The 15,637-nt window shown below is 51.9% G+C and carries 16 protein-coding genes; 7 read left to right on the forward strand and 9 right to left on the reverse strand.

Going from position 1 to position 15,637, the window contains the following annotated elements; translation table 11 throughout:
- Positions 1-191 (forward strand): hypothetical protein (locus tag QW71_RS41460; RefSeq protein WP_039304632.1); only part of this gene is annotated, 191 nt, incomplete at its 5' end.
- Between the two features lie 104 nt (positions 192-295).
- Here the strand turns inward: QW71_RS41460 and QW71_RS23450 are convergent.
- The 3 genes from QW71_RS23450 to QW71_RS23460 form a co-directional block, all read right to left on the reverse strand.
- Positions 296-967 carry an HAD family hydrolase gene (locus tag QW71_RS23450; RefSeq protein ID WP_039304635.1) on the reverse strand — a complete coding sequence of 224 codons (672 nt, stop codon included), beginning with the start codon at positions 965-967 and terminating at the stop codon, positions 296-298.
- Positions 968-1,121: 154 nt separating this feature from the next.
- Complete coding sequence (locus tag QW71_RS23455) at positions 1,122-1,580, reverse strand: DUF3939 domain-containing protein (RefSeq protein ID WP_039304638.1); 459 nt, start codon at positions 1,578-1,580, stop codon at positions 1,122-1,124.
- A gap of 120 nt (positions 1,581-1,700) precedes the next feature.
- Entirely contained in the window at positions 1,701-2,297 is a 597-nt protein-coding gene (locus QW71_RS23460; protein ID WP_039304641.1) for a metalloregulator ArsR/SmtB family transcription factor, read from the reverse strand.
- A gap of 219 nt (positions 2,298-2,516) precedes the next feature.
- Here QW71_RS23460 and QW71_RS23465 point away from each other — a divergent pair, with 219 nt between their 5' ends.
- Positions 2,517-3,500, forward strand: coding sequence for a YpdA family putative bacillithiol disulfide reductase (locus QW71_RS23465; RefSeq protein ID WP_039304643.1), 984 nt, complete (start codon positions 2,517-2,519; stop codon positions 3,498-3,500).
- A gap of 20 nt (positions 3,501-3,520) precedes the next feature.
- Positions 3,521-3,964 (forward strand): DUF441 domain-containing protein, encoded by a 444-nt coding sequence (locus tag QW71_RS23470; RefSeq protein ID WP_039304646.1) that lies wholly within the window; start codon positions 3,521-3,523, stop codon positions 3,962-3,964.
- Between the two features lie 110 nt (positions 3,965-4,074).
- Here QW71_RS23470 and QW71_RS23475 read toward each other — a convergent pair whose 3' ends face one another.
- On the reverse strand, positions 4,075-5,823 hold the full coding sequence (locus QW71_RS23475) for an ABC transporter ATP-binding protein (RefSeq protein WP_039304648.1): 1,749 nt from the start codon (positions 5,821-5,823) through the stop codon (positions 4,075-4,077).
- A gap of 120 nt (positions 5,824-5,943) precedes the next feature.
- Between QW71_RS23475 and QW71_RS23480 the strand changes: the two genes are divergently transcribed.
- Complete coding sequence (locus QW71_RS23480; RefSeq protein WP_039304650.1) at positions 5,944-6,459, forward strand: hypothetical protein; 516 nt, start codon at positions 5,944-5,946, stop codon at positions 6,457-6,459.
- Between the two features lie 128 nt (positions 6,460-6,587).
- Here the strand turns inward: QW71_RS23480 and QW71_RS23485 are convergent, their stop codons facing one another.
- Positions 6,588-6,905 carry a HesB/YadR/YfhF family protein gene (locus QW71_RS23485; RefSeq protein WP_039304653.1) on the reverse strand — a complete coding sequence of 106 codons (318 nt, stop codon included), beginning with the start codon at positions 6,903-6,905 and terminating at the stop codon, positions 6,588-6,590.
- A 522-nt stretch (positions 6,906-7,427) separates the two neighbouring features.
- Between QW71_RS23485 and QW71_RS23490 the strand changes: the two genes are divergently transcribed.
- The 3 genes from QW71_RS23490 to QW71_RS23500 all read left to right on the forward strand — a co-directional run bounded on the left by QW71_RS23490 (position 7,428) and on the right by QW71_RS23500 (position 12,744).
- Positions 7,428-9,176 (forward strand): ABC transporter ATP-binding protein, encoded by a 1,749-nt coding sequence (locus tag QW71_RS23490; RefSeq protein ID WP_039304656.1) that lies wholly within the window; start codon positions 7,428-7,430, stop codon positions 9,174-9,176.
- A gap of 72 nt (positions 9,177-9,248) precedes the next feature.
- A complete protein-coding gene (locus QW71_RS23495) occupies positions 9,249-11,345 on the forward strand; it encodes an ABC transporter ATP-binding protein (RefSeq protein WP_152679839.1) in 2,097 nt (698 codons plus the stop codon).
- Between the two features lie 142 nt (positions 11,346-11,487).
- Positions 11,488-12,744 carry a winged helix-turn-helix domain-containing protein gene (locus QW71_RS23500; protein WP_047013934.1) on the forward strand — a complete coding sequence of 419 codons (1,257 nt, stop codon included), beginning with the start codon at positions 11,488-11,490 and terminating at the stop codon, positions 12,742-12,744.
- A gap of 86 nt (positions 12,745-12,830) precedes the next feature.
- Here QW71_RS23500 and QW71_RS23505 read toward each other — a convergent pair whose 3' ends face one another.
- From QW71_RS23505 to QW71_RS23520, 4 genes are all read right to left on the reverse strand, one after another.
- On the reverse strand, positions 12,831-13,295 hold the full coding sequence (locus tag QW71_RS23505; protein ID WP_039304661.1) for a hypothetical protein: 465 nt from the start codon (positions 13,293-13,295) through the stop codon (positions 12,831-12,833).
- Positions 13,296-13,378: 83 nt separating this feature from the next.
- On the reverse strand, positions 13,379-14,089 hold the full coding sequence (locus QW71_RS23510) for a hypothetical protein (protein WP_039304663.1): 711 nt from the start codon (positions 14,087-14,089) through the stop codon (positions 13,379-13,381).
- Positions 14,086-15,054 (reverse strand): ATP-binding cassette domain-containing protein, encoded by a 969-nt coding sequence (locus QW71_RS23515; protein ID WP_052770147.1) that lies wholly within the window; start codon positions 15,052-15,054, stop codon positions 14,086-14,088. Before QW71_RS23515 ends, QW71_RS23510 begins: the two co-directional genes overlap by 4 nt.
- A gap of 214 nt (positions 15,055-15,268) precedes the next feature.
- Positions 15,269-15,616 (reverse strand): four-helix bundle copper-binding protein, encoded by a 348-nt coding sequence (locus tag QW71_RS23520; RefSeq protein ID WP_039304665.1) that lies wholly within the window; start codon positions 15,614-15,616, stop codon positions 15,269-15,271.
- Positions 15,617-15,637: the final 21 nt, after the last annotated feature.

The following is a 15,637-nucleotide window of genomic DNA, read 5'->3' on the forward strand; positions in this document are numbered from 1 at the left end:
TTACATTCAAGCGCATGAATATAAAGCTGGCCGATGCACGCAAAAAAGCCGCCGGAACCGATACGGTTCCCGGCGGCTCTAAAAGGCATGTTAGAGCTTACCTGCTAAGCTGGGAATCTTATTCCACAGCCGCTGTTCCCGGAAGACACGTATCCACAACAGTTGCAACTGATCCTGATAACACGGTATAAACTGTCATTTGACATCGTCTCCTTCCGAACTAATATGCTGTTATGATAAACGCACCATCTGCTGTTTGTCAACAGGCTCTCTTGAATTTTTTAACAAAATCTAATTAAATAATGCCTTCAAGCTCATTCAGCTCATGAATGGTGGCAATCGGCTGCACGTTCAGCGACTCATCCCAGGCATGGTTACGCTTCAGCCAGATGGTATCCATTCCGGCCCGGACTGCCCCCCAGATATCATTCACCGGATGGTCTCCTATGAACAGGGTCTGGTCTGCGGTTGAACCCAGGCGTTCCAAGGCCAGCCGGTAAATCTGCGGGTCCGGTTTGCTGATTCCGACTTCACCGGAAATTACGATGGTACGGAAATAGGGACGCAGGCCGAGCAGATCAATTTTGCCATATTGAATATCCCTGCTGCCATTCGTTACCAGTCCCAGCGGATAGCCGCGGCCTTGGCAATATTCCAGTGTCTCCACTGCATGCTTCATGATTGCCCCGTGGTGTATATAGGTTTCGTCGTAGTATTTCCGGATGTCCTCTGCCGACCGCACTGTCTGCCAAGGGAGAACTTCGCTTAGTTCTGCAAAGAAGCCATCCTTATCACGGTAGCCGTCAGCATCTCTGATTATCATATCTTCAACCACCCGGCCGGCTTCATCCTCATTCAGGTGTCCGAGGAAATCCTGTACAAATTTCATACTGAAGCTGCGGAAGGTCTGATCACGGTCCATCAGCGTATTGTCGAGGTCAAACAGTAGGGCTTGTACTTCCTTCATTCTTTCGTTCCCCTTATTTCATCAATTTCAATGATTCCCACACCAGAAATTCATTGTACTATGCACCGGGGAACAAAGAAAAGACCATTCTGTTAAGAAGAACAAACGCTTCTTTCACAGGATGGCCTCTATTTTCAGATCAGGTCCGGGACGCTTAAGATTCAAAATGCTCTGCGCGATGCGTAAGCATCATTTCCTCTTCCGTAATGTAAAGCGGGAACGGCGGCGTTTCCTTGAGATAACGTTCCGTGGAGAGCAGCCGGTAATGAACTTCTGGCAGCCAGGCATCTTCAAGCAGCGGGAGCTTGCCCGTGTCACTGATATAGTTATCTACAGCCGACTGCACCATGTCGAGATAATACGGTACCAGCTTGTCAGCTTCCTCAAAGATTTCAAAGGTTTCGCGGGACATATAGAACTTCTGTTGCGGGACCCCGCCCAAATATCGTTTAAGCCGGTTTAGATCAATACTTTTATCTTCCATAATCAGAGCAGTGCGGTTAATCGGCGCAGGCATATCTTCTTCAAATTGCCTAACAGCCTGCTTGATCTGCGGCAAGGTAACGGTGAGATGAACAGATGGCATATTTTTTTTGGCGCGTTTGAATATCATACTGAAAGTCTCCTTTCGAAGTTTATGTCAGATAACGCTTACAATTCCATTTTATTCGTTATTCAACCATTTAATCAGCAGATTCGAACTTGTCACACAAAATCCCCATTTATTAGATCATTATTTGACATTTTCCCAGTGAGTCCACAACTCCGGCGGATTCAGCTCATACTTCTCGTTCTCCCGGTACATGAATTGATGCATAATGAATTCCCGGCGGATCGTCGCATAATCCTCGTGAAACGGCTTGATGAATTCATTGATCTCTTTTTCGGAATAGACTACACCCGGCTCCAGCTTCTCCACCATATACTGCAGGGCGATCAGCTTCTTCTTATACTGTGCGGGAATCTGCCGCAGGCGTCCGTCCTTGGCAAAAAAATTACGCAGCACCGATTCCTTCAGACTGCTCTCCGGCGACTCTTCCTCCATCTCTTCCACCCCCTTGGCAAAAATAAATTTCAGCGAGGCCTCTGAGCCTGCCTGAATAAACTCAGGATTCAGCTTGAAATATACGGTATTCTTGTCTCTGCGCTCCATGATCAGCGCAGCTTCGCGCAGTTTGGCGGCATGATGGGTTACGGTGGGCTGTGACAGGTTCAGCTTCTCGGCCAGCGCATGTCCGTGAACCTCGCCTTTGGACAAAAGCAGCAGAATCCGCAGCCGGGTCGGATCGGACAACGCTTTATGGTAAGCAACAATTTTATCTAACTGCATCGGAACACGCTCCTATGGACATTTGAACATTCATAAACGCTGTTGTACGAAAATACATACCTTATCTGCTGCATTGCGTTTAGATATATATCTAATTATATACCTTTTTCAACGTTTGAGCAATGCTCTTGTTACTGGAAACACCGGGGAATGGTAAAAATCTAAAATATAAGGTACCATTTACTGAAAAGAATACTTACCCGAAAGGATGCAGCTATTATGAAAGACGTTATTATTATCGGTGCGGGGCCCTGCGGACTGTCTGCAGCTATAGAATGCCAGCGCCAGGGGCTCTCCAGCCTGATCATTGAAAAGAACTTTATTGTCCATTCTATTTACCTGTATCCGACGAATATGCAGTTCTTCAGTACAACCCCGCTGCTTGAAATCGGAGATGTGCCCTTCACCTCCCCGAACGACAAGCCGTACCGCCATGAAGCCCTGGTCTATTACCGCCGCGCTGCCGCGCAGCATGGCCTCGATATCGCCGCCTATGAGGAGGCACTGTCCGTTCTGCCGCAGGAGGATGGCAGCTTCATCGTACATACACGCAACAAGCGCGGAGAAGAGCAGCACCATAGCGCCGCGAATGTAGTCATTTCAACCGGTTATTTCGACCAGCCGAATATGATCGGGATTCCCGGGGAAGAGCTATCCAAAGTAACCCATTATTTCGGTGAAGCCCATCCGTATTCCGGCATGAAGGTTGCCGTTATCGGGGGAAGCAACTCGGCGGTTGATGCCGCTCTGGAACTTATCCGGGTCGGTGCCAAGGTGGATATGGTCTACCGTGGAAGCAGTATTTCGGAGAATATTAAGCCATGGGTGCGTCCGATTTTTGAGAGCATGGTCCAGAAAGGGAACATTACTCTCCATCTGGAGTCACGGGTAACGGAAATCACCCCGTCTTCTGCAGTCGTCACGGCAGGCAGCGGGGAGACCCGCATCCTTGATAATGACTTCGTCCTTGCCATGACCGGCTTCCGTCCGAGCAGAACCCTGTTATCCTCGGCAGGTGTGCTGATGGATGATTCCCTCGATAAACCTGCCTTCAATCCTTCTACGATGGAGAGCAATATTCCCGGTATCTATGTCGCAGGCGTTATCGCGTCCGGACGGAACGCCAATGAGGTATTCATCGAGAGCGGTCGGGGGCACGGCAAACTGATTGCCGATCATATTATGAGCAAAAGGCTTTCTTAGAGAAGGAGTGCTTCTAAGCTATGGATATGACCTCGTTACTGCTGCTGGGTCTGGCCGCACTGGGGGTTATCAGCAGCAATTCTCCGGTCACGATTGCCATGGTCGTTCTGCTGCTGATACGGGTACTGGGCCTGCAGCAGGCTTTTCCCTGGCTGGAGAAATACGGGCTTACCGTTGGCATCATCATTCTGACCATCGGAGTGATGACACCGCTGGCCAGCGGTAAAATCTCGCTGCAGACGATCGGGCAATCGTTCCTGCACTGGAAATCGCTGGCCGCAATCGGAATCGGGATTCTCGTCGCCTATCTCGGCGGACGCGGCGCGGTGCTTATGGGCAGCCAGCCGACCATTGTGGCCGGACTGCTGATTGGAACCGTCATCGGCGTCGCTTTTTTCAAAGGCGTTCCGGTTGGTCCGCTGATTGCGGCCGGTATCCTGTCGCTGCTGATTGGACGAATCTGAACCCCGCCGCAAAGATGAAACAGGCTGCATCTTCACCTAATCGGGTGAGTATGCAGCCTGTTTGTTGTCCTGCCTAATGAGTTGCGCCCTGCTGTCGCTTGGGGACCCTGTTAACCATCCAGCCGCTGCACATTGAACAGTCGTGCATAGCTTCCCTCCAGCGCCATCAGCTGTTCATGGGTTCCGCGTTCAGTAACGGCCCCGTTCTCCAGAACAACAATCTGATCGGCATAGGTTATGGTAGACAGTCTGTGAGCCACAATCAGTGTAGTCCGTTCTGAGGAGAGGGCCTGCAGCGACTGCTGAATCAGATGCTCTGATTCAAGATCCAGCGCTGAGGTGGCTTCGTCCAGAATCAGCACTTTGGGGTCCTTCAGGAATACCCGCGCTATCGCCACTCTCTGCTTCTGGCCTCCGGACAGCTTCACTCCGCGCTCTCCCACTTCCGTATCATAGCCTTCCGGCAGCTGCATGATGAAATCATGGGCATTAGCCGACACCGCCGCTGCAATGACCTCCTGCTCCCCTGCCTGTGGATTACCGAACAGAATATTATCCCGCACGGAGCCGCTGAACAGGAAGTTATCCTGCAGCACCATGCCCACTGCCTTGCGCAGACTCTCCTGGGTCAGCCCTCTGATATCCTGCCCGTCCATCCGCAGGCTGCCTTCACTGATATCGTAGAACCGCGGAATCAGGCTGATGAGCGAGGACTTGCCGCCCCCGCTCATCCCGACAAAAGCCACCGTCTGCCCCGGAGCAATACGCAGATTAATATCGCGCAGCACCCACTCGTTCTCATCGTTATACTTGAACCATACTCCGCTGAATTCAATCTCTCCTGCGGGTGCCAGCAGCGGCTTCGCCCCCGGGGCGTCTACGATATCATAAGGCTCGTTCATCAGCTCCATCACCCGCTCCAGCGAAGCCGAAGCCTGGGTCAGCACAGTCGAGGAATTAATCAGGCGGCGGAGTGGTGCATACATGCGGTCCAAATATCCGAAGAAGGCTACGAAGGTCCCCAGAGTCAGATTACCCTGGATCACCTGGTACCCTCCATATCCAATAACGAGGAGCGGCGCGATATCCGTCAAGGTGTTGATAATCGCGAAGGTAAAAGCGTTCCAGCGCGTTTGCGCCATCGCTTTTTCCAGAAATCTGCCGTTAATATCCTTGAACTGCTGCTGGTCCACCCGTTCCATGGTGAAGCTGCGGATCACCGCAATTCCCTGAATCCGTTCATGTAAGTAGCCCTGAATAACTGCAAGCGCCTGGGACCTGTCCTTGGTAAGCAGCTTGAGCCGCTTATACAGAGTGTTCACGGCAATGCCGTACAGCGGCAGAATCGCAATCGAGACCAGCGCCAGCACCGGATTCAGGTAGAACATGAACCCTAGTGCAAAGAGCAGGGTGAACATATCCAGCCAGACGTTCATCATTCCGACCTCAACCAGATTCTTCGACTGCTCCACATCGTTAATAAATCTTGAGATCGCCTCGCCCACTTTGGTATTCTGGTAATAACGCAGCGACAGGCGCTGCATATGTCCGTACAGCTTATTGCGCATATCGAAGAGGATCTTACTTGTAATCAGTTGGGCAAAATACTGGCGGTAATACTCTACCGGACCTCTGATAATCACGAACAGCACAAATGCGCCGCTGAGAACGATCATCAGCTTGGACACCCGGTCAGCAATGGTTAACGCAGGATTGCCCAGCAGATCATCTACTACATACTTCAAAATCATCGGCAGCGTCAGCGGAATACTGAATTTGATCATCCCGATAATTAATGTGAGCACTATCCATTTCATGTAAGGCCGTACGAAGGTATAATAAGATTTCCATTGTTTCACAGCCTCTTACGCCCTTTCCCGTTAATTGGTTTACCCGGACACTGTTGACATTTGCGCTCCGCAGTGTTTTTATAATTTTATTAGTTACGATCGCAGTACCTGAAATCCAGGAGGATAATGATGCCCAGACAATTTGTGACGGAAGCCGTCATGATGGCGATTTACGGCCAGCTTCTCGCACCGCGGAGCCCTGTAGAATATATAGTGCCTTACACTACTATTATGGAATTGTACGAACTACGGGACAGTGATGAGCCGGTGATGAGCCACGCTGACGATGACCAGCATGTAAAGCTGAGAATCCGCGAGCTGATCAACTATTTCGAGGAACCGCTTAATTCCAAGAAGATCAACCGCTGTCTCAATGTCCCGTGGGCCAAAAGCTCCGGCATTCTGCTCGGCGGACAGGCGCAGATTACCATCATCAACAGCCTCGACAACGCTTCCTACGGGGAAACCTTTGATCCAATCGAGACGGAGCTGCTGCTGGCCTCCCAGCGTGAGCAGGTACCGATTCTCACCGACCAATTCGAGCTGATTCAGCGTATCATCGAAGGCGGAGTGCCGGTGCAGGTGTTTGATATTGATGATTTCGAGTTCGCGATGGAAGAAGAAACATTCCGCAGCTCACCCTGAAGCCGCAGCAGCTGATGTAGGCAGAATGCCTATCCGCTATGCGTTCTCACGTAAAATCCCTTGCCACTTGGCAAGGGATTTTTACATCTTTCACCGTAACGGGGCCTGCGCCATTCCTCACTTCCGGGTTATTCCTTTACCCCTCCGGCGACCGGCACAGGCTCATACTTATATTCGATATCATCCTCAGCCTCCGAATAGACAATCGATAGGCTATACCCCTCCATGTACCACAGATCCTGCTCTTCCATATAGAAAATAAGGCTTCCCTGCTCGAACTGAACAGCGGGACGGCCCGGCGGTTCTGTAGCAATTCCCAGCGAGAATCCGGGATGCAATCCGCCCCCTGAGCTATACCGGGGAAACAAACGGACATACGCTCCATTCTGGAGGCTCAGCTCTCTCTTGAACCAGGCGGCAGCTTCCGGGCTAATTAACATGTTCATCTCTCCACTCCTCCCGCATATCTCAAGTCTACTGACAAAACACAATACTCCAAATGACTTAAGTATATTTTATCATACAGCTTATTCGCAATTTGTTCAAAATTACATTTGACAATCCTTGAAGGTGGATGATAAACTCGGAACATAACGAAGCGTCTTCAAGTTATTACCAAATCAAAGAAAGGGTGAGCGCGGTGTTTACTATTGTTCCAGCATATTTCCTAACTATTGTCGGCAAATCCACACAACTGAATACCGAAGCAGCCCGAGTAATGGATAATTCCTGAGTATCATGCGTGTTACGCGTACCGTATGAATTCAGGCTAAGCAATTCTCTTCCATGTCTCTGTGCTGCGACAAGCACCGTGGACATGATAGTCGTAAATGACAGGCGTATCATCCGTTTTCGGATGGTACGCTTTTTTGCATGCTTTGAGAGAGTTATCCATTGTCCTGAAGCTCCACAATTTCCTTACCCAAGCCGGCAAACAACATTCTCAACACGAAAGGAAGGGATTTCCCTTGTTCTCCGTTCTCCGCGATCTCGGCTGGTTCTTCCGCCGGGAAAAAAGGCGCTATGCTATAGGCCTTATACTGCTAATTGTGGTAGGTGTGCTTGAATTGCTGCCTCCCCGTCTCCTCGGTAACGCCATCGACGATATTGTCAGCGGCGCCATTACTGCAGGTTCACTGATGAAATATATTGGCATGATCGTGCTCATGCTGCTGATTATTTACTGGATCACCTACATATGGATGCACAAGCTGTTCGGAGGTTCAAACCTGGTGGAGCGCCTGCTGCGCTCGCGCTTCATGAATCATCTCATGACGATGACACCGGCTTTCTTCGAGCGCAACCGCACCGGTGATCTGATGGCCCGGGCCACCAATGATATCCGTGCGGTATCGGCTACCGTAGGCTTTGGTATGCTGACCCTCGTCGATTCGACAGTCTATCTGACAGTAGTGCTGTTCGCCATGGGGTTCCTGGTCAGCTGGAAGCTGACACTTGCCGCAGTTATCCCGCTTCCGCTGATCGCGATAGCTATGGTCTTCTACGGCAAAGCCATTCACGACCGCTACAGTCTGGCGCAGGATGCTTTCGGGGACATGAACGATCAGGTGCTCGAATCCGTATCCGGTATCCGCGTTATCCGTGCCTATGTGCAGGAACGCCAGGATGAGAAACGTTTCTCTGATATCACCGAAGATGTATACCGCAAGAATATGGCCGTAGCCCGGGTCGATGCTTTCTTCGAGCCGACTATCCGCTTTTGCGTAGGCCTCAGTTATATTATTGCACTGACCTACGGAATCTATCTGGTCTTCCGCAATCAGATCACACTTGGAGATCTTGTCTCCTTCAATATGTATCTCGGCATGATTGTCTGGCCGATGTTCGCCATCGGCGAGCTGATTAACATTATGCAGCGCGGCGGCGCCTCGCTGGAGCGGATCGATGAGACACTGCATGCCAAACCTGATGTGCAGGATGTTCCTCATCCAACCCCGGTAGAACATCCGTCATCTATTGAACTGAAGGATGTGACCTTCCGCTATCCGACCTCAACCATCGACAACCTGAGCGGAGTCAGCCTTTCCTTGTCGCAGGGCCAGACACTCGGTGTGGTTGGACGGACCGGCAGCGGCAAATCGACCCTGCTGAAACAGCTGCTGCATGAATATCCGACCGGCCAGGGTGAGATATTGATCTCAGGTGTTCCGATCGGGCAGATTGCCTTGGATCAGCTGCACAGCTGGATGGGCTATGTACCGCAGGAGCAGATTCTGTTCTCCAAATCGGTACGCGAGAACATTCAGTTCGGCCATTCGGGAGCCAGCGATGAACTCATTATGCAGGCTATAACGGCTGCAGCATTCCAAAATGACCTCGGCACCTTATCCGACGGGCTCGACACGATGGTTGGCGAACGCGGTGTTTCCCTGTCCGGAGGACAGAAGCAGCGTGTCTCGATCTCCAGAGCCTTCATCTCTAATCCGGATATTCTGATTCTGGATGATGCACTGTCTGCTGTTGACGCGCGGACAGAAGCCAAGATCATCGAGAACATCCGTGAAGAGCGCAGCGGTAAAACCACGCTCATCTCCACCCACCGCCTCTCGGCTATTGAACACGCCGATCTGATCGTGGTGCTTGACGGAGGACATATTACGGAGCGGGGTACCCACCAGGAGCTGCTTGAATTGAACGGCTGGTACCGTGAGCAGTTCGACCGTCAGCAGGTTGAGAATAACCTGACGAATGAATAACCAAAAAATAAGTTATAACGTGCACCATTTCCATTATCATTATAATGTTCTGAAATATAGGAGGTGTCACCGTTGACACAGAGTACAGGCAAACGTCTGCTGCAGTACGCACTGACTGCCAAAAAAACATTCATAGCAGCCCTTCTGCTCCTCACCATCGGGGTAGCGGCTGAACTGGCGGGGCCTTTCATCGCCAAGAGTATGATTGACAATCACCTGCTCGCAATTGAGAAGCCTTATTTCCAGACTGCTTCGCCTGAAGATGCTGCTGAATATAACAACAACTATTACAAGCGCGGTGACCGGTTTGCCGCAGATGAAGTCAAAGGCCAGGAAATCCGCCTGCTTCAGGCTGGCAGAAGCTTCTATTTTATAAATGAAGCTGTAGCCCAGACCGAAGGCGAACGGAGTTTCTCGGACGGGAACCTGCGCATCCAATATGGCGATCAGGCGACGGTCTATCCGGCCGTCAGACTGTCAGCTGATGACCTGTTTTCATTTTACAAACCAGAGTTCCCCGGGATTTATAAACTGGTCGCTCTATACGCCATGTTCCTGGTCATCTCCATAATTGCGGAGTTCGGCAAAACCTACTGGCTGCAATCATCAGCTAACCAGGTCATCCGCAAGCTGCGGACGGACGTGTATGCGCATATCCAGCGCCTCCCGGTGCATTTCTTCGATAATCTGCCTGCGGGCAAGGTGGTGTCCCGGGTCACCAATGATACGGAAGCGGTCAAGGATCTGTTCATTGCTGTATTGTCCAACTTCGCAACAGGGATTATTAATATCACCGGTGTATATGTTGCGCTTTTCCTATTGGACGTGAAGCTGGGGCTAGTCAGCTTGTTCATCGTACCGATTATCATTGTCTGGATTGTGCTCTACCGCAAGATTGCAACGAAATACAATACGATCATCCGCTCACGCCTTAGTGAGATCAATGCCATTATCAATGAATCCATTCAAGGGATGTCCATTATCCGGATCTTCCGCCGCCAGAAGCAGAGTAGTGGCGAATTCGAACAGCTGAATGATGATTATCTGAAATACCAGAACAAAATGCTTAACCTGAATGCCTTCACGTCCCACAACCTGGTGAACTCCCTGCGCAGTCTCTCCTTCGTGCTCGTGCTGTGGTATTTCGGCTTCGGCAGTCTCGACGGTTCAACCTTTGTATCCCTGGGTGTCCTTTACGCTTTCGTTGACGTACTGGGACGGATGTTCCAGCCGATTACAGGAATGGTCAACCAGCTGGCGAACCTCGACAGCTCGATGGTATCCGCAGGGCGCGTCTTCACGCTTATGGATGAGCCTGGTGAGCCGGTAACCGACGGTTCGATGCCGCGTTATAAAGGTGATGTTGTCTTCAAGGATGTATCCTTCGCCTACAAAAAAGACTTCGTCCTGCGCGATATCTCCTTCGAAGCGCGTCCGGGCGAGACTGTCGCTCTGGTCGGTCATACCGGCTCGGGCAAAAGCTCGATCATCAATCTGCTGTTCCGCTTCTATGATCCGCAAGCCGGAAGTATCACTATTGACGGGCAGGAGGTCAAGGATCTGCCGAAACAGTGGCTGCGCAGCCATATGGGCATTGTGCTGCAGGACCCTTACCTCTTCACCGGAACGATTGCCTCGAATGTCAGTCTCGGGGATGAACGCATCAGCCGGGAACGTGTAGAGCGTGCTTTGCGTGAAGTAGGGGCTGACAAATTGCTGTCCCATCTGCCGCAAGGCTTTGACGAACCGGTAATTGAGAAAGGCAGCACATTGTCCGCCGGCCAGCGGCAACTGATCTCCTTCGCCAGAGCGTTGTCGTTCGATCCGGCGATTCTGATTCTGGATGAAGCGACCTCCAACATTGATACCGAAACGGAGAGCATCATCCAGCAGGCGCTGGAGGTGCTGAAGAAGGGCCGGACCACATTCATCATTGCCCACCGGCTGTCCACCATCCGCAGCGCAGACCAGATTCTGGTGCTGCACCGGGGCGAGATTGTTGAACGGGGCAGCCATGATGAGCTGATGGCGCTGGGCGGACGTTACTTCCGCATGTATCAGCTTCAGCTGGGTGCCGGTGCCGGAAACGGGGTAGAGGCACTTGCCTCAGGCCCAGTCTCCTCTTCCACTTCCGCTGCCGGACTGCGTCCGTCACTGGAGCAGATTTAATCTTTTGAGGATCAGCCAGCCTCTCTGCTGATTAACAAGCCCCCCTGATGCTGTAGAAGCTTCAGGGGGGTTCTTTCGCTTGAGTTCAGAACATTTGTTCCGTATAATGGAAAGCAATACATAGGGATGGGGTGAAGGATTGATGACCTATAGTCTGAGCAAGCGGCAAGCCCGGCTGTTCCTGCTGTGTCACCAGCGGCTGGTCACGGGAGGACTGAAGGAGGGCAAGATGAGCATCCACGAGTTCGTCCGCCACGTGGGCTGTATTCAATATGATCCGCTCAGTATAGCCGGACATAATCATGAGCTTGTGCTGCAGGCCAGACTCCCGGGATTCCGGCCGGAAATGGCCACGGAGCTGCTCTATAAGGACAGGCTGCTGATTGACGGCTGGGACAAGAATATGTCGATCTACTGCACAGAGGACTGGCCTTATTTCCAGAGGCGCAGAGAAGCCGCCGCCAGGCATCAGGACAATGAAGCTATGGCTGCCATGGTCACCCATGTCCGTGAGGAGCTGAACTCGCGGGGTCCGCTCTCTTCGCTCGATCTGGAGAGCAAAGAGAAGATCGACTGGTCCTGGGCTCCGGCGAGACTATCCCGGGCAGCGATGGAGAGCATGTATTTCTGGGGAGAGCTCTCCATTCACCACCGGGTGCATACCCGCCGTTATTATGATTTTACGGCTAAGCTGCTGCCGGCCGGACTGCTCAGTGCAAGCGATCCGAATGTAACTATGGATCAGCACCATGACTGGTATGTGCTGCGACGGATCGGCAGCATCGGGCTGCAATGGAACAAATCCGGGGACGGCTGGCTCGGAATCTCCGGCCTGAAGAGCAAGGAGCGGACAGCAGCCGTGCAGCGCCTGCTGCTAAGCGATAAGCTCCGCGAGGTACGGGTCGAGGGCATCAAGCTCCCGCTGTATATGCGGACAGCCGATGCCCCGGAGCTGGAAGCGGTACTGCGGCTGGATGATGCCGCTGATACAGGCACTGGTACACAAGAGATTACATTCGCAGCGGCGCTGGCTCCGCTCGATAACCTGCTGTGGGACAGAGAGCTGATCCGCCAGCTGTTCGGCTTCCATTACCGCTGGGAGGTATACAAGCCGGTGCTTGAGCGGGAATACGGTTATTACGTACTCCCCCTTCTATATGGCGACCGCTTTATCGCCCGGCTTGAACCGGTGATGGATAAGAAGAGCGGAATTCTTACCATTGTCCGCTGGTGGTGGGAAACCGGAGAATCGCTTGTTCCGGGCATGCTTCCCGCGCTCGTCAAGGCTCTTACTTCACTTGCCCGTTCAACCGGAGCGTCCGCTATCCGGTTTGCGCCGGAAACTGTCCAGTCCTGCGGGCTGCAGGAGCTGGAATCCGCGCTGTCCTCTCCACAATAACATCACAACGTAAAGAGACTCCTCTTATCCGCAAGGTTTTTCTGCGTAAAGAGTGAGTCTCTTTGGTATGAACTGATAGGATGGCGTTACTTGATATGCTCTTCTTCAAGACCCAGCTTGCTGTACATCTCTGTACAATAGCCCTGCAGCTTAATCTCCAGTCTGCTTGCCTTGTTCTTAAACCGTTTCAATTCGCGGATCATATGGGCCCGTCCCGCCGGAGTGAACGTTTCTTGAATCCGTTCCTTGAAATAATCATGGACAATGTGGTTGCGTTCTTTCCATACTGCCTGAAGCTGGCTCGTTTCTTCCTCCGAGAATGGAAAGTGATGCTGGATTTCTTTGATGAGCTGGCCGAGTGAATTGCTGAGCTTGCGTTGATACAATTCTGATATCTCTGCGTCGGTTGGCGTTTTGCCCTGTGACAGCTTGGTCAGCAGCAGCAGATTAGTCAATTGCTGCTCCAGCGCCTGGCAATAATAAACGGACAGCCCGAAATAAGCAAATAGCTCTTTGGATTGTTCACTCTCCGGTACCTGTGTATCCTTCATCTTTCCTCCCGTTCCTGATCTGTTTATTTGAGCTGTATAGATTGAAACTTTAACTGTAAATCTTCAAGTTCAAAGGATACAGCTCATGTTATTTTGTTATAGTCCATGCGGCCGGAGCGGTAAATGTAGAATCCGGTCAGCAATATTATGTATACCAGTGCGTGGGCATAGGCGCCAAGCAGAGTCGGCACCGGCAGCGAATCCGCATTCATCATTGCATCCATCACCGGAAATACGGGCGGCAGCAGCACCCGAACCACAGGTCCGGGCACCAGCTCAGCAACCTTGCTGGCGCTGATGGACAGAATGATTGTGATGAGCATCAAGCCGGCGGCGTAGCTGGTTCTGGACACCCACGAGGACTGCAGGTACAGGGAGACTGCAATACCCAACATACCAAGTAGAGCATGTCCGGTAAAAGCAAGCAGGATCCGGTCCAGTCCGGCCGGTTCATTGAAACTCCCGGTCACCACCGGATAGATGACAATAAAGAGATCCAGCAGCAAGGTGAGCAGGCCCAATGTAAGAATACCGCCGATACTGTAACGGCGGGCACTGCGGAGCTGGACGATAACCACCTGTTTCTGTACCGCATGCTCATGATTCAGAAAGCTTAACCCCAGCCAGCAGCAGGCTACAAATAGAAAGACTGCTGTAGCGGAGTAGCTGTTCATTACAGGATTAGGCTTATAGGAATACAAGATTAACACGGCTATAATAATGCCGGCAACCGGACCGAAATACCGCTGGGAGACACTGTAGCTGCGCAAAAAATATCCGATGAGAGCCTTCATCCGCGTCCACTCCCATTCTCTTCCTTCGGGTCCATCCACTCTGTTATACCGCTTAAGCCCCCGAGACGTTCAACCGAAACAATTGAACCGCCTGCTGCAAGAATCTGCTGCAGGCAAGTATCTGACATCTTCTGGTCTACAGTCAATCCTGTACAGGCTGCACCTGCAGAATCCGGTACTGGCGGCAGCATATGGAGCACTCCAGGCAACGCCTTTACCGCCTGTTGTTCCACTGGCGGAAGGTCTGTGTAGACGATGTGAACTGACGGCACCGCCCGCAGGTTCTCTGCTCCATGGATTGTCCGGATGATCCGCCCTTCCTGCAGCACATACACGGCATCCGCCAGAGCTTCAACGGTCTGGGGCTCGTGCACGGAGAAGACCAGTGCCGTCCCTTCCGACTTCAGCTCCTGCAGCAGTTCGGTCAGAGTATGCTGTGCCGGAAGATCCAGCCCAGACATAGGCTCGTCCAGAAGCAGAAGCTGCGGACGGATCAGCAGGCTCTGGATCAGATTGACCTTCTGCAGCATGCCCTTGGAGAAGCCTGCCAAGGGGTGGCTGCGGGACGCTCCCAGCTTAAAGATATCCAGAAGTTCGCTCACCCGCGATACCGCTGCCGCCCGGGAGAGCCCGGCAATACGGCCCATGTCGTGCAGATAATCTTCCGCTGTTAATTTCAGTCCCGGAAACGCTTCGGGCGCATAACCCGTAGTCAGCCCTTGACGGCCGTATGTAAGTTCACCGGAGGACAGCCTCAGCAGTCCCGCGAGAATGGAGAGCAGTGTACTCTTACCGGAGCCATTCCTGCCTATGAGCGCCGTCGCCGTGCCAGGGCGGACAATCATCGATATTTCATGTAGAACCGGGCGGCCTCCATACCGCTTGGCTCCCCGGGTGAGCGTAATAAGCGGCGGTGCATCCGCATCTTCCGGCATATTAATTCTGTCTGTACTCTGAAGGAACATTTCGCTTAACGCCTCCTTCAATTTACGTTAGGACACAGGCCGCATGGAATCACAGCCAAAGTTCTCTTTTTACTACATTCGCCGGAAGCCTCCTTTTCTCCTTTTGGATTTCGCAGATTACTGAATATCGGATACAAAAAAGCCAGAACCGTGCAGAATGATTCCCGCACCTGTCTGGCCCCTGCTTTTATATAAGGAAGTGCTTAAATTTGTATTATGCGTATACCTCAACAGCTCCGCTTACCAGTCTGCAGGCCATTGCCGCACTGCGGCAGGCATCGATGCATTTCTGACAGTGTATATGCTCATGTCTGCTGCTCGCATCCGCACAGCGCTCACAGATATCAGCACATAACCGGAGAATCTCCACCACGAACGGGCTCTGCCGGGTCATTGCCTGGATGGCGAAAGAACACATATCAGCACATTCGCGGTCAAGCTGGATGGTCTCCCTTAGTGCTGCCAAATCATATTCTTTCAGGCTTGAGACATAGCTATAGTTACAGGCATCCATACATTTCATACAAGCATCAATGCATTCCTGATATTGAATTCGGGTCATAGCCTTAAACCTCCTGCAATT

The organism is Paenibacillus sp. IHB B 3415, from assembly GCF_000802655.2.
GTDB lineage: Bacteria > Bacillota > Bacilli > Paenibacillales > Paenibacillaceae > Paenibacillus_AQ > Paenibacillus_AQ phytohabitans.